Source organism: Sporomusa malonica (assembly GCF_900176355.1).
Taxonomy (GTDB): Bacteria; Bacillota; Negativicutes; order Sporomusales; family Sporomusaceae; genus Sporomusa; species Sporomusa malonica.
Window position 1 is genome coordinate 99112 of the sequence record NZ_FWXI01000005.1, and the last position, 22122, is coordinate 121233.

General features: G+C 45.7%; 16 protein-coding genes. 3 read left to right on the forward strand and 13 right to left on the reverse strand.

What is annotated here, in order from left to right; translation table 11 throughout:
* Positions 1-85 precede the first annotated feature (85 nt).
* From htpX to B9A22_RS07215, 3 genes are all read right to left on the reverse strand, one after another.
* Positions 86-952 (reverse strand): zinc metalloprotease HtpX, encoded by an 867-nt coding sequence (gene htpX, locus B9A22_RS07205; RefSeq protein ID WP_084575048.1) that lies wholly within the window; start codon positions 950-952, stop codon positions 86-88.
* Positions 953-1103: 151 nt separating this feature from the next.
* A complete protein-coding gene (locus B9A22_RS07210; RefSeq protein ID WP_084575049.1) occupies positions 1104-1544 on the reverse strand; it encodes a type II toxin-antitoxin system RatA family toxin in 441 nt (146 codons plus the stop codon).
* 45 nt (positions 1545-1589) lie between these two features.
* Entirely contained in the window at positions 1590-2846 is a 1257-nt protein-coding gene (locus B9A22_RS07215; RefSeq protein ID WP_084575050.1) for an aminotransferase class III-fold pyridoxal phosphate-dependent enzyme, read from the reverse strand.
* Positions 2847-3035: 189 nt separating this feature from the next.
* Between B9A22_RS07215 and B9A22_RS07220 the strand changes: the two genes are divergently transcribed.
* Positions 3036-4316: a DNA recombination protein RmuC gene (locus B9A22_RS07220; RefSeq protein ID WP_084575051.1), complete on the forward strand. Its 1281-nt coding sequence runs from the start codon at positions 3036-3038 to the stop codon at positions 4314-4316.
* Positions 4317-4402: 86 nt separating this feature from the next.
* Here the strand turns inward: B9A22_RS07220 and B9A22_RS07225 are convergent, their stop codons facing one another.
* Positions 4403-5092, reverse strand: a complete 690-nt coding sequence (locus B9A22_RS07225; RefSeq protein WP_084575052.1) for a TerC family protein — start codon at positions 5090-5092, stop codon at positions 4403-4405.
* A 510-nt stretch (positions 5093-5602) separates the two neighbouring features.
* On the opposite strand from B9A22_RS07225, the gene htpG reads away from it, so the two are divergent.
* Both htpG and B9A22_RS07235 read left to right on the forward strand, forming a co-directional pair.
* Positions 5603-7564 carry a molecular chaperone HtpG gene (gene htpG / locus B9A22_RS07230; protein ID WP_084575053.1) on the forward strand — a complete coding sequence of 654 codons (1962 nt, stop codon included), beginning with the start codon at positions 5603-5605 and terminating at the stop codon, positions 7562-7564.
* Positions 7565-7747: 183 nt separating this feature from the next.
* On the forward strand, positions 7748-9985 hold the full coding sequence (locus B9A22_RS07235) for a HelD family protein (RefSeq protein ID WP_084575054.1): 2238 nt from the start codon (positions 7748-7750) through the stop codon (positions 9983-9985).
* A gap of 52 nt (positions 9986-10037) precedes the next feature.
* Here B9A22_RS07235 and B9A22_RS07240 read toward each other — a convergent pair whose 3' ends face one another.
* The 9 genes from B9A22_RS07240 to ygfK all read right to left on the reverse strand — a co-directional run bounded on the left by B9A22_RS07240 (position 10038) and on the right by ygfK (position 22028).
* The gene (locus tag B9A22_RS07240) at positions 10038-10301 is read right to left on the reverse strand and encodes a LysM peptidoglycan-binding domain-containing protein (protein WP_084575055.1); all 264 of its coding nucleotides are present in this window, start codon (positions 10299-10301) and stop codon (positions 10038-10040) included.
* Between the two features lie 111 nt (positions 10302-10412).
* Positions 10413-10934 carry a hypothetical protein gene (locus tag B9A22_RS07245; protein WP_084575056.1) on the reverse strand — a complete coding sequence of 174 codons (522 nt, stop codon included), beginning with the start codon at positions 10932-10934 and terminating at the stop codon, positions 10413-10415.
* A gap of 206 nt (positions 10935-11140) precedes the next feature.
* Positions 11141-12415, reverse strand: coding sequence for a guanine deaminase (gene guaD / locus B9A22_RS07250; RefSeq protein ID WP_084575057.1), 1275 nt, complete (start codon positions 12413-12415; stop codon positions 11141-11143).
* 42 nt (positions 12416-12457) lie between these two features.
* Positions 12458-13276 carry an FAD binding domain-containing protein gene (locus tag B9A22_RS07255; protein ID WP_084575058.1) on the reverse strand — a complete coding sequence of 273 codons (819 nt, stop codon included), beginning with the start codon at positions 13274-13276 and terminating at the stop codon, positions 12458-12460.
* Positions 13270-13740 carry a (2Fe-2S)-binding protein gene (locus B9A22_RS07260; RefSeq protein ID WP_217805905.1) on the reverse strand — a complete coding sequence of 157 codons (471 nt, stop codon included), beginning with the start codon at positions 13738-13740 and terminating at the stop codon, positions 13270-13272. The genes B9A22_RS07255 and B9A22_RS07260 overlap by 7 nt, the downstream gene beginning before the upstream one ends.
* Positions 13718-15850 (reverse strand): xanthine dehydrogenase family protein molybdopterin-binding subunit, encoded by a 2133-nt coding sequence (locus B9A22_RS07265; protein ID WP_084575059.1) that lies wholly within the window; start codon positions 15848-15850, stop codon positions 13718-13720. The genes B9A22_RS07260 and B9A22_RS07265 overlap by 23 nt, the downstream gene beginning before the upstream one ends.
* A gap of 130 nt (positions 15851-15980) precedes the next feature.
* On the reverse strand, positions 15981-17372 hold the full coding sequence (gene hydA, locus B9A22_RS07270) for a dihydropyrimidinase (protein WP_084575060.1): 1392 nt from the start codon (positions 17370-17372) through the stop codon (positions 15981-15983).
* A 204-nt stretch (positions 17373-17576) separates the two neighbouring features.
* Positions 17577-18905, reverse strand: coding sequence for a putative aminohydrolase SsnA (gene ssnA / locus B9A22_RS07275; protein ID WP_084575061.1), 1329 nt, complete (start codon positions 18903-18905; stop codon positions 17577-17579).
* A 12-nt stretch (positions 18906-18917) separates the two neighbouring features.
* On the reverse strand, positions 18918-22028 hold the full coding sequence (gene ygfK / locus B9A22_RS07280; RefSeq protein ID WP_084575062.1) for a putative selenate reductase subunit YgfK: 3111 nt from the start codon (positions 22026-22028) through the stop codon (positions 18918-18920).
* Between the last annotated feature and the right edge of the window lie 94 nt (positions 22029-22122).

Below are 22122 nucleotides of genomic sequence, written 5' to 3' on the forward strand. Positions count from 1 at the left end.
TGCTCATATCCTGCAAAAAATCCCTCTGAATACAAATTTCAGAGGGATTTTCAATGATGTTAATAGTTTGTCCAACGATTATCTTTTAACGCACTTTCCTTGCCTGTTCCTCAAGTTTGGCCACACGGTCAGCTGTTGCCGGATGGGTGCTGAACAGGCTGACAATCATGCCGCCTGCACCGCTGAACGGATTGACAATAAAGAGGTGCGAAGTAGCCGGCGTGGCTTCAGGCATTACCTGATGTTTGGCATAGTATTCGATTTTTTTGAGGGCGCTGGCTAAAGCCAGTGGGTTACCGGACACTGTACCACCTGTTTGGTCAGCCAGGTATTCACGTGAACGCGAAACACCAAGTTGAATCAGTGTAGCTGCCAGCGGTGCCAGGACTACGAGGAAGATAAACTCGACAATACCGCCGATGCCGCCCTCTTCGTCATCACTGCGGCCAAAACCCAGAAAGGCTGACCATTGCGCAATGTTAGCGATCATAGTGATAACACCGGCTACACTGGCGACAATAGTGCTAATCAGGGTATCGCGATTTTTAATATGCGCAAGTTCGTGGGCGACAACGCCTTCAAGTTCTTCATAATTGAGCGCACGCATGATCCCGGTTGTTACAGCCACAACACCATGCTCGGGGTCACGGCCGGTAGCAAACGCGTTAGGCACTTCGGTATTGATAATATACACCTTAGGCATAGGCATTTTGGCTTTTTGGGCCAAGTTGCTTACCATCCGGATTAAGTCAGGCGCATCTTGCGGTGTAACCTCTTGTGCACCGTACATTTTAAGGACAATTTTATCACTGAACCAATAGCTGCCAAAGTTCATCAGAATTGAGATAACAAACATAAACGTCATGCCTTTGGTGCCACCAAAAAAGGCACCTACCGCAACCAGCAACCCTGTCAACGCAGCAAGTAAAATCGTAGTCTTTAGCGTGTTCATTAAGACACCTCCATGGCATATTGCCTCTATAATATTAAACATTACAGTCTTAAGTAACTACACACTAGCTAAAGATGACATCGCTCCTCCATTCCTCTTTCCGAATCTATAATTAATTATAAGTGATTTACTTATAATTAACAACCGCCATTTACGCCCGATTTTCCATGCGTTCCTTGATGGCGGTCAACATATTCATACTGTTGTCCCGTACCTTCTTCTTAAGAATGGGATTGAGCAATCCCGCAATCATCGGAATACCAAACTCAAAATCTACGGTTAGTTTTATTTCAGTGCCACCCTCAATCGATGTTAATATCCATTCTCCCTCAAATTTCTTGAGATCGCCTTCAGTCTGTTTGTAGCTAATATGCATGTTGACGTCGTCAAAGGTATCCAGCTCAGTCCACTTGATGATCCGGCCGTCTACATTGGATACCCATTTGGTCAGTGTGGTCTTGTCTTTGCGCTCAAGCACCTCAACGCTAATCAAATCTGCCATAAACTCTGGGTATTTTTCCATATCTTTTAAAATGGGATAAATTTTGCTGCGGTCAGCATTTACCGGCAGTGTGACTTCTACGTATGGCATCTTTTATTTCCTCCTGTCCTATTTTCAGATAACAACTGCTCAAGATTATAGGTCTTCCAGGATATCTCTTGCTTTCTCCAGCGCGCCTGCCAAGGCCTTTATGACATAGTCGATCTGCTGCTGCTCGATAATAAGTGGCGGCTCAATTCTGATGACCTTGGGATTATTGAGCGTGTAGGCAATAAGCACACCCTGATCAATCATTTCTGACAAGATTAAGCCACCAATGCCTTCCTTGGTCAGTTCAATGCCAATCATGAGACCCTTGCCACGCACTTCCCTGATGACATCAGGATACGCCTTGTTTAATTCGATCAGTTTACCGATAAAATAGTGGCCGCTCTTCTCGGCTTGCTGAGCGAGCCCCCCATTCCGGATAACATTGATGGCGGCGATTGCGGCAACGCAGGCCAACGGGTTGCCGCCAAAGGTTGAGGTATGCAAAAATGGGCTAGTAATATACTTATCCCAAATCTGGGGGCGTGCCGTAAAAGCACCGATGGGCATAACTCCGCCGCCTAATGCTTTTGCAGTCGCCATAATGTCAGGTACTACACCGTAGTGTTCGACGGCAAACATCTTACCGGTGCGGCCTAACCCAGACTGCACTTCATCGCAGATTAACAGCGCGCCAGTTTTATTGCAAATCTCGCGTACGGCCGGTAGATAAGATTCTGGAGGAACAATAATGCCGCCTTCACCTTGAATCGGTTCGATAATGACGGCTGCAGTCTCACCATCTACGGCCTGGTGCAGGGAATCAATATCGCCGAAGGGAACATGGCTGAACCCAGAGAGAAGAGGCTGAAACGGTTCACGGAACATCTCCCGTCCAGTCGCACTTAATGCTCCTAATGTCTTGCCATGAAAAGAATTAGTTGTGGACACGATCTTGCTGCGCCCTGTATGTACCCGGGCCAGTTTGAGGCTGCCTTCAACGGCTTCAGTACCGCTGTTGACAAAGAAACTATACTGCAGATCTCCAGGCGTTATCTCTGCCATGAGCTCCGCCAAATCGGCCATGGGCTTATTAAATAATACTTTACTGGATAATGGCATCAAATCAAGCTGGCTTTTAACAGCTTCAACAACCGCGGGATAGCGGTGTCCTAAGTTGAATACCCCATAGCCGCCCAGACAATCGATATATTCTTTGCCTCCAATATCACGAATGATACTGCCCTGGGCCTCCCACTCGATGGTTGACAGCCCCATAAACCGGAACAGCTTAGCCATGGCTGGATTAATATACTTTTCATACTTATCAATAGTTTGGCTTATCATTTGCTCTTTATCGGACATACCAGACCCTCCTATGCAAGTAGCGCATGTAGTAATAAACTTAATCATGGTATTATTTTCTATTTATATCAAAAAAATTCCTTCTTTATTCATTTAACCCCTTAGAAGTGCATTCTGCCTAATAAAAGGGTTTGGAACCGTCAGTCTTGAATATGAGAGAACTGAACTAAAACAAGGACGGTGTATCTGATGAACGACATATTCGCTGTAATTAATCTTCTTTTACTCATCATTAACGGTGGCCTGCTCCTGCTTTTACTGATAAAAGTAAATAAAGCCGGTCAACCGGATTTAGCGCCGTTTAAGCAGTTGGCCTACAACCAGGAACGCCTGGAGATTATGCTGCGGGATGAATTGGGGAAAAACAGGCAGGAACTGACTTTTAATACTAAAGTGCTGCGCGAAGAATTAGCACTGCAGTTACATAATTTTACCAATGCAAACGACAAGAAATTCATCCAGCTTACCCAAATGAATGAACAGAAACTTGACAAGCTCCGCGAAACAGTTGAAATGAAACTCATGGCCATTCAAAACGACAATACAAAAAAACTCGACGAAATGAGAGTAACTGTAGATGAAAAACTGCACGCAACACTAGAAAAACGGCTTGGTGAATCCTTCCAGTTGGTGAGCGAACGCCTCGAACAGGTGCATAAAGGATTGGGTGAAATGCAGCAACTAGCGTCCGGTGTTGGCGACCTTAAGAAAGTCCTATCCAACATTAAAACACGCGGCATTTGGGGAGAAATGCAACTGGCTTCCCTTTTGGAACAGGTACTGACACCAGAACAGTACGCAGTCAATGTGGCCACAAAGCGCGGCAGCCAGGATCGGGTAGAATTTGCTATTAAGCTGCCAGGGAAAGATAGTGACGATGCGGCTGTCTGGCTGCCTATTGACGCCAAGTTTCCGATGGAGGATTACCAGCGGCTCATAGAAGCGCAGGAACAAGCAAATGCCGAACTGGCAGCTGCCGCCGCCGCCAGCCTGGAAACGCGAATTCGTCACGAAGCTAAAACCATCAGAGAGAAGTACATCGACCCACCCAATACGACCGACTTCGCAATTTTATTCCTGCCTGTTGAGGGGCTTTATGCCGAAGTGTTACGTCGCCCTGGCTTGTGTGACAGCTTGCAGCGAGAATACCGAATTAATATCACTGGCCCCACAACGCTGGCGGCACTGTTAAACAGCCTTCAAATGGGTTTTCGGACACTGGCCATTGAAAAAAGATCCAGCCAGGTCTGGGCGCTTCTCGGTGCTGTTAAAACAGAGTTCGGTAAGTTTGGCGACGTACTTACTAAAACAAAGGAAAAACTTGACCAAGCCAGCAAACAACTTGACGCCGCCGCTGTACGTACCAGAGCCATCGAACGTAAACTCAAAGATGTAGAGCAGCTGCCAGTACCTGAGGCGATTAAGGTATTAGGACAATATGACGGAGACGAGCCAGAAGAGCAAAATTAAACACCCAACAAATGTTGGATGTTTAAAAAAGCCCGATAATTGGAGCTAGATAATAACTAGGGTAAACTATCAATCACTTCGGGCTATTAACTAGGGGCTTTAGCGCTGCGAGAATTCATGAGATAGCCGGCAACAACAACTGCCAGAGAAAGACCTACCTCCAGGAATAGTGCGTAATCACTAACATACGGTCCAACTGCTTTATCACTGATGATCATCTCTGCTGCCGCATAGCCCAGTACGCCTGCTCCAATATAGATGATGGCCGGGAAACGGTCCATGAGTTTCATTAGAATCTGAGCGCCGAATACGACTAACGGGATGCTTGTCGCAAGGCCAACCGTAATTAGGCCATATTTGCCTGATGGAACAGTCTGCGAGATGGCGGCCAGAGCCAACACATTGTCGAGACTCATGATGAGGTCGGCGAATAAGATAACTTTAATGGCTTCACGGTAGGATGTGGCTTCGCCGTATTCCCCTTCTGTGCTATCTTGTTTTAACAGGCTGATTGCAATGTATAAGAGCGCGAGACCTCCAGCAAATTGCAGATATGGAATATCCAGAAGATATGCAGCCACAAATGTCAAAATGATTCGTAAGATAACTGCCCCAAGGCTCCCCCACATGATTGCCTGCTTCCGCTGCGAGAGAGGAAGGTTCTTGCTTGCTAGTGCAATGATGACGGCATTGTCACCACTTAATACCAGGTTGATTAGAAGTATGCTGCCTAAAGCCATAAACCACTCGGGTCCAATTGTGCCAAAAAACTCCATTATGTTGCCTCCTATATTTTTTCATTTTATTAGTATCACCATGAAAGCAGACTGTATAACTGCTAAGAAATATTTAAAAAGAGCTTTCTCCCTCCCCCAGTGCAAAATAAAAAGAGACCTCAGGTACGCATAAAATACATACCGAAGGTCTCACTATTGGTAAATTACCAACGATAGCGCCAGATGCCAATAAGGCACCGTATGTTGACGTTATCTAGCAGTTACTCCCCTACGATTAGGAGTGATTATTTAATTAAGTATACTATAGCTGGCATTCAGAACAATGTCAATGTTAAATTTTTACAACAAAGATTGCAAAAAAAACTATGTAAAAGTCACCACGCAGGAGTTGTTTTACATGATTGGTAAAATTACGGTTGCTGTTTTTCGTTTTCGTATTATAAGGTAGTTGATTTTAGTGACTAATTTAGTTATCATTTAAATAGCGTTAGCACTCAATAGTCTAGAGTGCTAATAAGATACTTTACTGATATTATTGGAGGTTTCTTAATGGGCCAAGAAGCAATTAGCAAACAAACAAGAGAATTTCAAGCCGAGACCAAGCAGCTGCTGGATCTCATGGTGCACTCTATTTACACCAACCGGGAAATTTTTCTTCGGGAACTTATCTCTAACGCCTCAGACGCCATTGACAAAATCAGGTTTGAATCGCTAACCAATCACGCCTTACTTGAGGGAAACTCTGATTTTGAAATTTTTATCCTTCCTGACGAAACAACCAATACTCTAACCATCTCAGACAACGGTATGGGTATGACCTTTGACGAAGTCGTCGAAAATATTGGCACTATCGCCAAATCAGGTACAAAAGCCTTTCTTGACAAAGTAAAAGCTGCCAACTCATCGGCTGATACCGAATTAATTGGTCAATTCGGTGTTGGTTTCTACTCGGCATTTATGGTGGCTGAAAAAGTGGTGCTGCTCACTCGTGCCCCCGGTCAGTCTAAGGGCGTCCGGTGGGAGTCGAAGGGCGACGGTACCTACACCATAGAAGAGTGTGACAAAGATACCCGGGGCACCACCATTATCCTGACCCTTAAAGAGGAGTATCTCTCTTCCGAGCATCCTGAGGAAAATTTTCTAAACCGTTATATTCTGCAAAATTTAATAAAAAAATACTCTGACTATATTCGTTACCCTATTAAAATGAACTTTGTTAAGGAAGAAAAACCGCTAGATGCCGATGGCAAAGTTATCGAAGATGCCTCGCCCACCCAGACCATTGAAGTTCGCACCCTAAACTCAATGACCCCCCTCTGGACCAAGAACAAAAACGACATCACTCAGGAAGAATATTATCAGTTATACAAAAATCTGTTCCAAGACTGGCAAGATCCGTTGGAAATAATCCATTCTAAAGTAGAAGGTGCAGTGGAATACACCAGTCTGTTATTTATTCCTGCCCATGCCCCCTTTGATTTCTACCAGCGGGAGTCTGCGGCAGGCATCAGGCTTTACTCCAAAAATGTTTTTATTATGGATAACTGCCAGGAGTTGTTGCCAGAGTACTTACGTTTTGTACGGGGGTTAGTTGATTCTCCCGACTTCTCCCTTAACATTTCAAGAGAGTTGCTTCAGCATAGCCAGCAATTAAAGCGAGTTGGCAAAAACCTGGAGAAAAGCGTCTTAAAAACACTAGAGAATCTACTGGCAAAAGATCGAGCAAAATACGAGAAATTTTGGCAAGAGTATGGTAAAGCTATCAAAACCGGCGTATATGCTGACTATCACAGCCGGGACAAGCTGAAAGACTTACTTCTATTCGCTTCATCTCATGCTGCAGAAGAACTGACCAGCCTGGAAGACTACACTAAGCGGATGCCCGAAAACCAAAAGGTTATTTATTATGCCACAGGTAAAGACCGTTCCACAGTTGAGCGTTTGCCGCAGATGGAACTGCTGCGGGAAAAAGGCATTGAAGTCATCTACCTCTTTGACCGGGTTGACGAATTTGCCATCGATGCCCTGCATGAGTATAAAGAGAAAAAATTCCAGTCAGTTAGCCGCGGTAGTTTGGAGCTTGACGATATTGCGTCTCCTGAAACTAAAAAGGACTCTGAAGAACTGTCGAAGGAAAATGAGCCACTTATTAAGGCTATCAAGGAGCATCTAAGCGGTAAGGTCTCAGATGTCAAAATCAGCAGCCGCCTAAAATCCAGCGCCGTTTGTCTAGTGAGCGACGATGCTGGGATTAGCCTTTCAATGGAGCAGATTTTATCAGAAATGAACAAAAACATGTATAAAGCCAACAGGATTCTAGAACTCAACCCTGAACACGAAATCTTCGCGGTGTTAAAAAAATTGCATCAAGCAACTCCTGATTCTGACTCCTTTAAAGACTACTGCGATTTACTCTATGGCCAAGCTTTATTGCTGGAAGGAATCACTCCTGAAGATCCCATCAGCTTTGCCAATAAAGTAGCAAGATTAATGGCCCACAGCGATCATTAAAGAATCTAGTGCCTATCAGGTTTGTCCTGGTAGGCGCTATGTTATTTTGCGATAAAGTACTAGCATAACCTTTAAAATATTATAATTAGCTAACAGCCTTTTCCATGAATGAGCGACTACGTAATGAACAATATAAACTCAGGCACAATCGTAAGCACAACCCAATACATATGAGGAGGTCCCATGGACCAAGAAGAACAACAAATTGAGCTAGCAAGACTAGCAGAAACACTCTGTCAGGTGCGGCAGCAGATTGAAATAAGTGAGCATACGTCTAACAAACACCGTCATTCACTACAGGCTACTATGAAGGAATATTGGAAAGCAGGCGGCGGCAGTTCCACTGACGAGGCGCAGCTTATCGAAACTATGAACAGACAACGGGCGCTGTCTTCGCATGTTCATCAGACTGTCGGCCAACTGCGCAAAATGCAGAAGTCTCCTTATTTTGGGCGTATTGATTTTGCCGAAGCTGACCTTTGCCAGGCAGAGCCAATCTATATTGGTATTGGCAGTTTGGCGGATCTTGAAACAGGAGACTTTCTCATTTACGACTGGCGCGCACCGGTATCCAGTATGTTTTACGATTACGGACGGGGCCATGCCTCGTACCACTGCCCTGCCGGAACTATCGCAGGCGCTATTATACTCAAACGTCAATATAAAATAGTAGATGGTCAGATAGAGTATATGTTTGACTCTGATTTGAAGATTGATGACGAAATCCTCCAACAGATACTAGGCAAAAGTGCTGATGACAAAATGCACACTATCGTTAATAGCATACAGCGCGAACAAAACCAGATTATCCGCGATCAAACCCATAAAGTGATATTTGTTGAAGGCCCGGCTGGCAGCGGTAAAACGTCGGTCGCCTTGCATCGGGTAGCCTTTTTGCTATATCAAGACCGCGAAAAACTAACCGCTCAAAATGTCCTTATTTTGTCACCTAATCACGTCTTTGGTGATTATATCTCCAACGTCCTGCCGGAAATCGGCGAAGAGAATGTTCTGCAAATGACATTCCAGGACTATGTGTCCCGGTCAACAGCACAAATCCCCCTCCAGTTTGAAACCCGTACCGTTTATCTAGAACGCATGCTGGCGGCCAATCCCAGTAGAAAACGGGCGGCTAATATTAGGTTCAAATCTTCAAGCAGGTTTGCCCAGGTACTCACCCGATATTTGGAGTGGTTGGCGTCAGACTGGATTAATGAACATCCTGCCCTCATGGTACAGGGAGAAACCATCTTCCGTCAGGACGAATGGCGGCACTATTATACTGGCAGCTTTTGCATGATGCCTCCGGTATTACGATTGGAAAAAATAAGAACAATTTTGCAAAATCGAATGCGTGATCTGGTTCATGCTATCCGCCAGGAGAAAATGGAGAAATTGGCGGCCTCTGGTGAGGAGGTTAACGAAAAAGTCATAAAAGCATTGGCGAGAATCCAGGCTAGAGATGAGCTGCGGCCAATCACTGACCAAATTGAACAACTGACTACACTAGATATTGTATCCGAATTCAAAAGCATGTTTAAAGATGACAGACTATATTTGAAAACGGGAATACCCATTCCCGATGAGTGGCAAATAATTAAAACCCAAACGCTTAGATCTATATGCCAAGGACTGCTTTCATATGAAGATATAGCGCCGTTTCTGTACTTTCAGGGTGTACTGCAAGGCTTTCCAGTTAAAGCAGATATTAAACATGTTGTAATAGACGAAGCACAGGATTACACAACCCTTCACTATAAGATACTTGCGCAGCTGTTTCCCCACAGCTCTTGGACAGTAGTCGGCGACCCCGCGCAATTGGTTCAACCTTTTTTTGAGTTGGCAAGTTTTGCAGAGGCTGGTTATATCCTCGGTGGAGAGCAGACACTTCTTTTCCGTCTGACAAAAAGCTACCGCTCGACTAGAGAGATACAAGCCTTCTGCCAGTCATTACTGCCTGATGCGAAGCAAGTACAGTCTGTTAATCGTCCTGGCCCACTGCCCACTATTACCCAAGTGGAAAACCCACAGGAAATGGCGTTGGTTATTGCTGAAACTGTACAGTCTATGTTGGATCAAGGCTGGCGCTCAATCGGACTTATTGCCAAGAATGCAGCTCAAGCCATGGCTGTATATCTCATGCTTGGAGATTCCGTTAGATCTACCCTTGTAACCAAGGAAGAAGATGACTTCTATCACGGCATCGTTATTATTCCCTCCTATCTGGCAAAAGGCTTAGAATTTGACGCCGTACTGGTACTGAATGCAGACTTAGTCAATTACAGCCATGAGCAGGACCGTCATATCTTATATACCATTTGCACACGGGCGTTGCATCGTTTGTACCTGTATTATACAGATACCCTTTCGCCGTTCATCGCGCAGATAAGTAAAGATTTATACCAGATAGCCAAAGTGTAGCAATAAAAGCAAAAAAGCTGCCTTTCGGCAGCTATATATTGGAATACTTATTTTATCTACTTACCGGCACCTTTAAGGCTTGCCCGGGATACACTTGCGCATTATTATTTAATTTATTTAATTGCCTGATAGCAAATACCTTTTCTCTGATATCATCTTTGTCTGTGATGTAGTTAGCAGCAATTTTCCAAACGGTATCCCCTGGTTTCACATAGACTGTTTCATAGGAAAAAGAACCGAAAAAGGCACTCGAACTGGCTAAGGGAGTAATTGTCAATAAAGCAAGAACTAGGGAGAGTATGAATAGGGTTCTCATTATAATAAACACCTCACTGAACTTATGTTCGATTCATATTTATTATAGCACGTACATATGTTCTGCGCAAGTATGTTCGGTAGATATTTCGAACTTATGTTTGCAAATGCTTTATTGAGCTCTGAAGTCGCGAGGAAACTTAATTGAACCGATAGTCGGTCTGTTTTGCCCGAATTCATAGGCAAGGCATCTTATTGGCTTCCCGTCTTTATACTTCCCGTTTCCACTCGTAAAATTTTGTTTAAAATGGCCACATTGATTTGCTTTATTAAAGCGGCAACCAGGACAATCGGCGGTAGGAACAACAATCCCTTCCTGTGCCGAAATTATAAACTGTTTTGCATTTAACAGCTCGTTTAAATAATCTTTAATAAGTTTAGTTATACCTTCTGTCTGCAAGCCGTTCAATTTTTGCAGGTGCTTGATTGCCTTATAAAGTTCAATCTCATAGGGGTGGATATCAGGTATTTGTGCGAGAAGTTCTAAATTGTCAGTTAGCGATTTAAGCTTCTCCTTAGCCTGTATGGGATTTGAGCCAAGATAAATAGATGTATTTTTGGGGAGTTTTGTTTCGGGATTATAGACGCTATTTTTTAAATAAAATGTACCATTTTTGCGAATTTCAACATTCATTTTCATTCACCTCTGGAGATTAACGTTTTGTACTCATAGAATTGTGTGTGAGTGAAGAACGTAGTAAAACCGGTAAACTCACAAACTTATTGTGAATATATTATAACATCACATTTATAAACTCACAAATGCAATATGAGTTTATAAATGTGGAAAAACCAGCCATATAGCTGGTCTTAAAACCCCACTTCATTCGGAGGAATCTACTATATTCTACTTTGTATCTCCTGCCCTGCAATGTATCTGGCAACTATGTTAGAAGCATCCAAGGCATATATATAACGTTGCAATCTTTCAACAGGTGAAGCTTTTTGTGCCATTTCCGTATTATCCTCAATCACCAGAGCATCAAAGGAATAACCTTTTTCAAAACTCCCTACCCGGCCAAAAAACTTCCCTCCTCCTTTTGTTGCCATATAAAAGACTTCAGACAACGTCAACGGATCGCACTGATGATCGAAAACATAGTTTATTTTGGACAGTTGGATGGCTTTAACCATAGCCTGCGTCATCGACAAAGAGTGTCCGGCTCCTACATCACTTCCCAGGCCAACCTGCACTGCTGCATTTAACAATTTTCTGACAGGCATAATTCCGCTTGCCAGGTTTATATTGGAATCAGGGCAATGCACAGTTACCACCTGATTGCTTTTTATGCACTCGATAGCCTCTTGCGTTAAATAGATGCAGTGAGCCATCAAGGTTGGTGTCTGCCCGAATAATCCATAGTGGTTGTATACCTGATGATAGTCCGATTGGTCAGGAAACAGCTCCGCCACCCATTTTACCTCACCCGGGTTCTCAGATAAATGTGATTGAACCGGCGCGTTATACTTAACCGCCAGCTTGCCGAGGCCGGCAAGAAGTTCACCGGTACTGGTCGGAGCAAACCTGGGAGTAATAATGGGGTTTACCAGCGAAGTACTACTCCATCTTTCAAAAAATTCCTCGGTATCTCTTAAAGATTGTTGCGTATCCTCTCTTAAGAAATCAGGACAATTAACGTCCATATTGACCTTTCCCACATAAGCTCCCAGTCCTCTTCTAGACAAAATGTCACAAAGCAGGTTGCTGCTGTCTTTATGGATGGTGGCAAATAGAACGGCCCGTGTCGTCCCCTGTCTTATCAACTCTTCGGTAAAAGCTTCATATACTTGTGCTGCATAGCCTGTATCCGTGAACTTGGCTTCCTCTTTAAAAGTATACTCATTCAGCCAGTCCAACAGCTCAAGGTCTAATCCAAGACCTCTTTGGTTAAACTGTGCTGCGTGGGTATGCAGATCGACAAAGCCAGGAATGATTAGTCGATTACCATGGTCGATTATCCTGCATCCAGCATACTCCGCGGGCAGTTGTTTATAAATTTCGCTGATGATGCCATTATGTACAACAAGGTAACTATCTTGACGAACTTCAAACCCCGCACTGTCCGGAGTAAAAATAATTGTTCCTTTAAGAATAAGAATGTTTTCTTTTTTCACGATCGCCCTCTACTTTCGCAAAATAATGAAAGATCGTTTGGATCAGATACCATTGCTTTCAAGAAAGTCACGCAGTAAATTCATACAGACAGCCTTTCTGTATTCTGCCGAAATTCTGCCTCTGATAGGAACAATGGCCTGATTATAGGCTGTAAGATACGCTTCCCTGACAGCCTTTGCCTCTGCAAGCGTCTTGCCGGTCAGCATAGCATCAAGCTCTGCCCGTCTGATGATAACGTCACTGACTGCACCGAAGGCAGTCATGCAGTTAACAATCTTACCTTTGGCTACATTAAGAATGGCCGCAAAGGATACCCGGGAAATGGCTAAAGCATCTCTTGCCCCAACCTTCTTATAGTAGTAATTACCAAGACCTGTTTTATGCATGAGAATCTCAACTAAGAGTTCATCCGCTGCCAGAGCAGTCTTCTTCCTACCAAGATAGAACTCGGTAATGGGAATTATCCGTTCGCCCCTGCTGCTGGCAAGACGTAGTTTAGCGTCTGTTGCAACAAAGATCAGGGCACTGTCTGCTTTAGGCGATCCATTGCAAATATTGCCGCCAACGGTACCGAGGTTGCGGATGGCCGGTGCTGCAATCTGAGAAACAGCTTCCTTTAAAATAGCGGGAGTCAGCTCACTTTCAAGAATGTCAGTAAAGGTGCAGGCAGCTCCAATCCGGATATATTCGGTATCTTCTACAATTTTTTTCATCTCAGGTACTTTATTAAGAAACAGATATATCGCGTTATCATCTGGCTCAATCATCAAATCGGTCCCGCCGCTGTAAGGAATTACCGTTTTTTGGGCCAGGATATCCAATGCTTCGTTCAAAGCAGCAGCCTGATAACCATTTACCATAAACCTCTCCCCTCCTTTGCTGCCAATTTAATGGCCTCCACAATAGCATTATAGCCGGTGCACCGGCAAAGATTACCGGAAATGCCCTCGCGAATTTCAGCTTCGGTAGGGTTGGGATTCTTAGCAAGAATACATTCGGATGCAAGTATCATACCTGGAATACAAAAACCGCATTGTACCGCACTGACAAAAGCATAGGCCTTATCCAAAACTGCGAAACGCTCTGTTTCACGATAACCTTCTATAGTCATAACCGTACTTCCTGCAATATGCCCCATAGCTACCATGCAGGAGTTAACTAACCTGCCATCGAGGATGACAGAACAGGCACCGCATTCCCCTTCCTTACAGCCGCACTTCACACCGGTGAGCGTAAACTCATTGCGAAGTACATCCAGTAAGCGTGCATTTGCTTTGGCTGATGATGTAACCTCTTGGCCGTTAAGAATAAATTCTATCATCATTTTTCGCCTCCTGCAAAATTCTCATGGTATCTTCCGGTGTGAACGGCACCTTATTTATATTAGCTCCAAGAGCATTTTCCATTGCTTCTGCATAAGCCGGAGCCACACCCACAAGCGGAAGCTCACCTGCCCCCTTGGCTCCATAGGGACCGTGGGTATATGGATTATTCATAATTTCAGTCACCAGATTCGGGACGTCGACTGCTGTCGGAATGATATAGTCACTATAACTGGTATTACGAATTATGCCTTTATCATTGTAATCCATCTGCTCCATCGAGGCATAACCAATTCCCTGGAGGAATCCGCCCTGCATCTGTCCCTGAATAATGTTTAAATCAATGGGAACACCTACATCATAAATACCCCATGCCCCAAGAATTTTTGATGTGGCAGTAAGTGTGTCAACTTCCAATTCAATGGCATTAACAGACCAGGAATAGGTCGGATAGGCATCTCCTTTGAAGTTTTCCAGATTAAAAGGAATTACAAAATCAGGCTCAGCGAAGTGTTCTTCGATAACTTGTTCCACTCCTGGCTGCCATTCTTTTTTTAGCTTCTCTGCGGCTCGCTGCAGCAATCCCCCTACAGTCATCAATGACCGGCTGGCTACTGTAGGACCCGAGTCTGGCACTCTATCGGTATCCGGGTTATCTATATGCACATGGTCATACGCAATACCAAGCGTATCGGCCACAATCTTACAGAAAGTTGTTTTAAGACCTTGACCTATATCTGTATTGCTTGTGAGAAGCTCTACCGTATCATTGGCGTTTTTCCTGATTTTCACGATAGCCTTAATAATATCACGCTCACCGCTGCCGGTAAAACCACAGCCATGAAAGAACATGGACATACCAATCCCCTTACGGTATCGCCCTGTTTGATTCTGGTATAGCTTGCGTTTTGCCCGGTAATCGCAAAGCTCATCCAAACGCTGAATCATTTCCGGCAATGGTACATGGAAATGATATTTGCCGCTGGTTGAAGTGGCATCTCCTTGTTTGGCGATGTATTTTTCTTTTAGTTCAAGAGAATCCATCCCCAGCTCCTTGGCAATATGCCCCATCATCATTTCCACTGCAAAGAAAGTCTGTGGCGCCCCAAAGCCGCGATAGGCGCCGCAAGGTACAGTATTTGTCTTCACGGCGCGTCCGGTAACCCGAAGATTATCTATGCGATATACACCGTTTGCGCAAATCAGGCCACGCTGCAAAACAACGGGAGAAAGGGTAGTATATGCACCACTATTAAATAAGACTTCAATATCCATACCGGTAATTTCACCGTTTTTAATGGCTACTTTATAGGTACAAATGGATGGATGGCGTTTTGAGGTAAACTCCATGTCTTCCCGCCGGTCAAATATAACCTTTACCGGCTTGTTTGCCTTTTGGGCTGCTACTGCGGTCTGACAAGCCAATATAGAAGGAAAGGCTTCCTTGCCGCCAAAGCCCCCACCTGTAACATCCTGGATAACCTGAACATCCTTCTCCTCATAACCTAATGCTTTGGCGACAGCACCATGGACATAGTATGGACATTGCATCGAGCCGCGTACTGTCATACGTCTGTCATGAGGATATGCAATGATTCCCTGTGTTTCCAGATAAGCCTGTTCCTGATACCCGGTCTGAAAGGTTTCGATAAAAACCTGTTCGGCTTCTGCTAAAGCTTTATCAATATCACCTTTGGCGTAGTTGTAGTTGAAAAAAACAGTATTCGATGTGAGTATATCAAGCAGTGGAACTTGTTCTTCATATACTACAACAATCTCATGCAAAATTCTTGCCACTTCTTTACAATCAGGACCAACAACCATCAAAATTGGTTCACCGACATACTCCACAGTTTCCTCAGCATAAATCGGGCTATCATCAAGAACAATATGGACGCGGTTTACACCGGCTACGTCGTTCTTGTCAACAACCAAATATCCTTCAGGCAATTCAGGTAAAATAATGTCGGCGATGCGAGCTTTGGCCTTTGCCGAATGCAATAGTTTGCCATAAAGCATACCGTCTAGTACATGATCATCCACATAAAGAGCACGACCGCTTATTTTAGCGTCGTGATCTTTTTTCTTTGTCCATTCACTAATCTTTTCCATACCGCGCCTCCCATACATTGAAGAATAAGCATTTCAACATCGCTAAGCCGCATAACTACTGCATCTAAACTAATAAATCAGGATGAGACCGAAAACTCCATGTATATAACAGCCACTTCATGTATTTATGCTACCTCTCGCTTGGGGAAAAGGGCTTACGGAAGAGATACTGACCTTGGGGATCGTCTTCACAAACCAGCCCATTTTTCACCACCTGCCGGCCTCTTAAGAAAACATGAATGGCTTGCCCTTGCTGCTCTATCCCTTCATAGGGACTGTAGTCCACTTTGTGCGCATGGGAAGAAGCACCTATGGTCAAGTGACGGGTTTCGTCCCAAATCACCAAGTCAGCATGACTGCCCGGAGCAATGACGCCTTTTTGGGGATAAAGTCCAAAGAGTTTTGCCGGCTGGGTCGCCATTTTGTCAACAAACTGGGAAAGGCTAAGTTTTCCGGCCTTGACACCATAGGTATATAAAATACCCAACCGGTGCTCTACACCGGGAGCGCCATTGGGTATTTTGCTAAAGTCATCTCGTCCCGCCTCTTTTTGACCACGGAGGTTAAACGAGCAATGGTCGGTAGCGACGGTGTCCAAAATGCCGGTTTTCAGCCCGTTCCATAAATAATCTTGGTTTTCCTTGGCCCGAAGCGGGGGCGACATAACGTATTTTGCACAGGTAAAAGTGAAATCCTGATATACACTGTCGTCAAGCACTAAATATTGAGGACAGGTTTCAGCAAATACTCTAATACCCCGGGCTTTGGCCTGCGCAACCGTCTCCAGAGCCTCCCGGCAGCTTAAGTGGACAACAAAAACAGGGGCATCAGTCAGCTCAGCCAACACCATCAACCGGTTTACCGCTTCCTGTTCCACTCGTGGCGGACGGGACAGCGGATGGTAAAATGGCGCAGTTTTACCTTGCCGGCGAAACTGCTGGGTTAGATTATCGACAATATCCCCGTTTTCACAGTGAACACAGGTTAGAATACCGCAGTCCCGGCTGCGTTCCAACACTTGGAATAGGGCACTGTCATCCACCTGCATGATATTTTTGTAGGCCATATAGAGCTTGACTGAAGCTACACCGGCTTCCTGACTGAGCCAGGGCATTTCACGGCCGACATTTTCATTCCAATCAGTGATGGCCATGTGAAAACCGTAGTCTGAATAACATTTGCCGTCTGCCCGCCGGTGCCAGTTTTCCAGACCTTGCTGTAAGGTCTCACCCTTGAATTGGGTGGCATAATCAATTATGGTGGTGGTGCCGCCGAGGATGGCGGCCCTGGTACCACTGGCAAAATCATCGGCAGTAGACAAAGTCCCTACAGGCAAGTCAAAATGGGTATGGGCATCGATGCCACCCGGAAATATATAACATCCCTCTGCTGACAACACAGTATCTTCCGCGTGCGTTACCTGATCACCAACAGCGACAATGATTTCCCCTTGGATACGAATATCGCCCTGATAATAGTCCGCGTCGGTGACAATGGTGCCGCCGCGCAAAACAATTCCCATAAAAACCTCTCCTTGCCATAGGAAATTCAATAACAATTAAAACCATTATCGTTCATCTAAACACCGTAACCACTCTCTGTCAAGACACTAGGCGATACTGATGTGAGTCATGCTCTTTATTGCTTTTTTCTATCCGTTTGTTGGAAATCCTTTAATCTCGGTAACATCGAACTCGTTTAGCAGGAGGTTCACTGTATCGGTTTATTACGGCAGCTTATCCATGTTGTCCCATAGACGCTGGGCGGCCTTACGGGCTTTGGCATAAATCGGACTGACGTCAAAAGTAAACTGTCTGTTTTCCAGCACAATGTTGCCGTTGATAATAACGGTAGTCACATCACGGGAGTCCATACCAAAGGCAATGTGACCGCCGATATTTCCAGGCACAAGCGGTGTGGGAGCCTGGTAATCCAGCACTGTCAAATCGGCTTTACAGCCGGCAGCCACGCGGCCGAAATCGGCAGCAAAGTATCGCTTCAATATCTCGTTGCCGTTAGACAGGAACTTGAGGTAGCTGTCAGGCCACAGGGCACCGGCAGCATCTTTATGTTTGAAGTAGGCAAACTTCATTTCTTCCCACATATCACTACCCATGCCGTCAGTTCCCAGCACCAGGTTTTTGTACAGGGGCAATTTGGCGCTGTAGCCAACATTGTTGTTCATGTTTGAACGGGCGTTGTGAGCCAGAAAGGCGTCTTTGGCATTGATGATTTCAATATCCTGGTCTGACAGGTATACGCCATGCACCAGGAGAGCTTTGTCATTGATTAAGCCATAATCGCTCAAACGGACAATAATATCTTTACCGTACATATGGTGGCTGTGGGACACATCATAACGGTCTTCGGCCACATGGACATGGATGCCGCGTCCGGTTTCACGCACAGCGTCGGCCATCAGCCTAAGGGCAGCGTTAGGCATAGTAACAGGCGCGTGGCCGCCAATCATGGCCTCTACCAGGTGATTGCCGCCTGTGGCCGCTCTGTCACTTTCGCACAGTTTGGCAAAATCGACATTCTCCTGAACCCCGGCTTCTACTTCGCTGAGTCCCCCATTGCGGTCAGTGGTTTCATAACAGGTAATGCCGCGCAGGCCGGTTTCCTCAAAAGCTTTTTTGAGAGTTTTGAGCGAGCCTTTGAGGAAGGCTGGTGAGGCGTGGTGGTCAATTACCGAGGTTGTGCCACAGCGGATTGCTTCCAGTGAGCAGACCATTCCGCTGTAGTAGAGGATTTCTTCGTCAATAGCCAAGTCTAGCCGCCACCATAGATTCCTGAGTACAGACACAAAGTCGGGACTGGGGGCAATATTGGCGGTGATCCCTCTGGCTAAGCCGGAATAAAAATGGTTGTGACTGCAGACAATGCCTGGCATAACTATTTTTCCCTGTATATCAAGCACGCGGTTGGCCTGAACATTGGCCGAGGCGCCTACGCCGACGGCAGCAATTTTGCTGCCGTCAATGACAATATCGACACCGGATTGTATAGAAGCTGGATGAAAGTCTACAACTGTGGCGTTTTTTAAAACTAGCATAATGGTCCCCCCTTATTCCTCCACACGCCCGAACAACGTCGGCCGGTTATTGTACAGGTAATTAAATACTTGGGCCATTTGGTCAAAGGTCGTGTTGCCGGTTGTCTGAATCAGGCCATTTTCAAGCTTATGGGTAGTAACTTCACTATTAGCGCGAACAGTTAGTATATCGCCTTCCACAAAAAAGCCGCTGTTTTGACTATGGTCAAAGTCGTCACGACGGCTAAATACTGTAAGCTTATCGGAGAACGGACGGCCTTCCCACGGACAGAAGCCGGCACAATTGCCGCATTCGTTGCAGAAGGCATCCAGGTGGATAATCTGGTTGTAGTTGGCAAAGCCATTATCTAAGCGAATAGCCAGGTTAGCGCGGTTGGGGCAAACTTCCACGCACTTGTTGCAAACATAGTTGCACTCTAAGCACCGGTTGTACTCTCTGTCACCTGTGGCAACATCGACTTTACCTGAACCTTCGTGCGCCAGAGGCGCAGCATTTGTCAAACCAAATTTTTTGGCAGCAATCTCTTTAGCCTGCTCACAATGGGCTTTACTTGTTTTGTCGGCGTTGCTTTCAAAACCGGGTATTTCTTTTTGACAGATGGCGTCAGCCGCTCTACGCCCATCGGCAATACACTTTACAATTGAGGATGCGCCTTGCCGGACATCACCGGCTAAGTATACGTTCTCTAGATTGGTCAATTGCTGCCCTTGTGTAGTAATACCCAGTTTGGCAAGTAAGACTGTATTAATATCTTCACCGATCGCGATAATGATGGTGTCGGCTTCAAAGGTCTTGTATTTGCCGGTAGGTTCAGGCTGACGGCGGCCGCTGGCGTCAGGTTTGCCAAGCTGCATAACCAGGCAGACAAGATTGCCCTGGGCATCAATTTTTTCCGGGTTGACTAAAAAATTAAAGTCTACGTTATTGGCTACAGCCAGATCGTATTCGGCTCGGTCGGCAGGCATTTCATTAATGGAGCGGCGGTACACAATGGCGCTTGTTTCTACACCCTTTACCCGCAAAGCCGTGCGGCTGGCGTCCATAGCAGTGTTGCCGGCACCGATGGTAACAACGGTTTTTCCTAATTTGAGGGCAGATGCATCTTGGTTAAATTGGGCCAGGAATTTTAAAGCCGGAATGATTTGCGGTTGTTTATCGCTTTCCACTTTGAGTGTAAAGGTTTTTTCTGCGCCAGCGCCTACGGCTACAATTACATAGTTGTAGCCTTGTTGTTTGAGGTCGGCGGGAGTAAGATCCGGGCTGGAGTTGAAAACAAACTCCACGCCATGTGCTTTGATAAAGTTAATATCGCTGTCAATTGTCTCGCGGCTGATGCGGAAATTGGGGATTATATGCTGTACAGTGCCGCCGGCACTTGCACGGGTTTCGTATACCGTCACGCTAATGCCCTGGCGGGCTAAGAAGTAGGCTGAGGCCAGACCGGCCGGACCGGCCCCCATCACAGCCACTTTGACGCCGTTTTTGCTCTGGGGCAGCACATAATTTTTACGATATTCATCCCAACCTTGTTCGACAGCCAGGCGCTTAACCTCACGAATCTGTACACAGCCTTCATAATCCAGGCGGGTACAATTGTGCTGACAGGCATGGTCGCAGATGGTCCCGGTAATACCTGGCAGGGCATTTTTTTCATAGATAAGCGCAAGTGCCTCAGCATAACGCTTCTGCCCTGCCAGCCGAATGTATTCAGGAATGTCCTGGTTAATGGGACAGGCTGTTTTGCAGGGAGCGGCCGTACAGTTAAACAGCGGCAGCGGGCTCTTGACTGAAGCTTTGGCAGATCCGCGGAAATGCTTTTGCGAATAGCCGGCAGTAAGAGATTTTTCCGCCAGGGCTTGCAGTTTGGCAACATCAATCTTGTCAACTTCCCAGCCGGAAGCTGTCTCAAGTTTTGTGGCAATGGCTGCCATACGGGCATAGCCCCCGGGTTTGAGCATCTCGGTAGCCATTGTGACAGGCTTAATGCCTGTGGCAAATACGTCTAATACATTGTGTTCGGTAATACCGCCAGAGAAAGATATAGGCATTTCCCCCTGAAACTCTGCCGAGATTTTGGCAGCCAGAGTAATAGACAGCGGGAACAGGGCGCGGCCTGACATGTACATCTCACTGCCAGGCAGCTTGCCTTTAAAGTTGACTGAGCCTAAGGTATTGGTTAACTTAACGCCCAAAAAGCGGCCTTGCTTACCAGCTAATTCTTTAAGCCGGGTCAGCATGGGGATGGCGTCAGTATACTTAAGGTCATGGTCAAAGGCGTCTTCGGACAACTCGACATAGTCAAAGTCAGTGTTGTCAAGAATGGATCGCACGCCCTGGTAAGTCAGCAGCGTGGGATTAAGTTTTACGTACATGTCAATTTTCTTTTCGGTCAGCAAGTATCCGCAAATTCTTTCAATTTCAGCAGGCGGGCAGCCGTGCATGGTAGAGAGGGTAATTGACTGACAGACATGGCCTGAGATGCGTCCCTCGATGCCGCCAAGCCGCGGCAGGCGCTCTTCTAAGCCGGTGCCTTTCAGGAAACTGCCTTCAGCAACAAGAGCTTCTACTTCGGCCAGACATTGCTGAAAGTACGGATGCCGGGAGGCATCACGCAGGTTGTTCAGGTAAGCGTCCATACGCGGCGACTGGATGCCTTCCAAGTTATAGCCTGCGCTCATATTAAAGATAAAGGAACGTTTGCCGCTTTGACTGAGACCAAAGACTTCCTCCACTACATGCAGCAGCACCCAGGCTTTGATGTATTCTTCGTAGGCTTTTTCTACCGTAAACTCGCTTGACCATTCGGTGTTAAAGCCTTCGTCATCGGCATCAATACAGGGTTTAGCAACAGGCGGTTCATGTTCCTGAACAGTCTTAAGCTCAATAAAGCGTGCACCGGCCAGGTAAGCTACCACAATATTCTGGGCCAACTGGGTGTGCGGCCCGGCAGCAGGCCCTACGGTAGTCTCGATAGTTTCACCAAAGAGGGAAAATGTTTTACCGCTTTGCTTTCGAAAGAAATGGCTTGCAGGATAGCCAAAGACGGAACAGTCGGCCGCATATTCTTGGAAAATCCGTGCAACAAGTCCAAGCAGGGGAACCGGTCTCATTATGTCTCCCATTAGTGACTCCTCCTATTTATTTCATCTATATATACAATGAATGAACGTTTTACAGGTGGTGCGTGTTGGCTAACAGAGCGCAATGGCTTCTAAT

Bases quoted from the DNA above. Each gene is read 5' to 3' on its own strand.
- htpX (WP_084575048.1), bottom strand. From the start codon at position 952: ATGAACACGCTAAAGACTACGATTTTACTTGCTGCGTTGACAGGGTTG.
- B9A22_RS07210 (WP_084575049.1), bottom strand. From the start codon at position 1,544: ATGCCATACGTAGAAGTCACACTGCCGGTAAATGCTGACCGCAGCAAA.
- B9A22_RS07215 (WP_084575050.1), bottom strand. From the start codon at position 2,846: ATGTCCGATAAAGAGCAAATGATAAGCCAAACTATTGATAAGTATGAA.
- B9A22_RS07220 (WP_084575051.1), top strand. From the start codon at position 3,036: ATGAACGACATATTCGCTGTAATTAATCTTCTTTTACTCATCATTAAC.
- B9A22_RS07225 (WP_084575052.1), bottom strand. From the start codon at position 5,092: ATGGAGTTTTTTGGCACAATTGGACCCGAGTGGTTTATGGCTTTAGGC.
- htpG (WP_084575053.1), top strand. From the start codon at position 5,603: ATGGGCCAAGAAGCAATTAGCAAACAAACAAGAGAATTTCAAGCCGAG.
- B9A22_RS07235 (WP_084575054.1), top strand. From the start codon at position 7,748: ATGGACCAAGAAGAACAACAAATTGAGCTAGCAAGACTAGCAGAAACA.
- B9A22_RS07240 (WP_084575055.1), bottom strand. From the start codon at position 10,301: ATGAGAACCCTATTCATACTCTCCCTAGTTCTTGCTTTATTGACAATT.
- B9A22_RS07245 (WP_084575056.1), bottom strand. From the start codon at position 10,934: ATGAATGTTGAAATTCGCAAAAATGGTACATTTTATTTAAAAAATAGC.
- B9A22_RS07255 (WP_084575058.1), bottom strand. From the start codon at position 13,276: ATGGTAAATGGTTATCAGGCTGCTGCTTTGAACGAAGCATTGGATATC.
- B9A22_RS07260 (WP_217805905.1), bottom strand. From the start codon at position 13,740: ATGATGATAGAATTTATTCTTAACGGCCAAGAGGTTACATCATCAGCC.
- B9A22_RS07265 (WP_084575059.1), bottom strand. From the start codon at position 15,850: ATGGAAAAGATTAGTGAATGGACAAAGAAAAAAGATCACGACGCTAAA.
- hydA (WP_084575060.1), bottom strand. From the start codon at position 17,372: ATGGGAATTGTTTTGCGCGGCGGCACCATTGTCACCGACGCGGACTAT.
- ssnA (WP_084575061.1), bottom strand. From the start codon at position 18,905: ATGCTAGTTTTAAAAAACGCCACAGTTGTAGACTTTCATCCAGCTTCT.
- ygfK (WP_084575062.1), bottom strand. From the start codon at position 22,028: ATGGGAGACATAATGAGACCGGTTCCCCTGCTTGGACTTGTTGCACGG.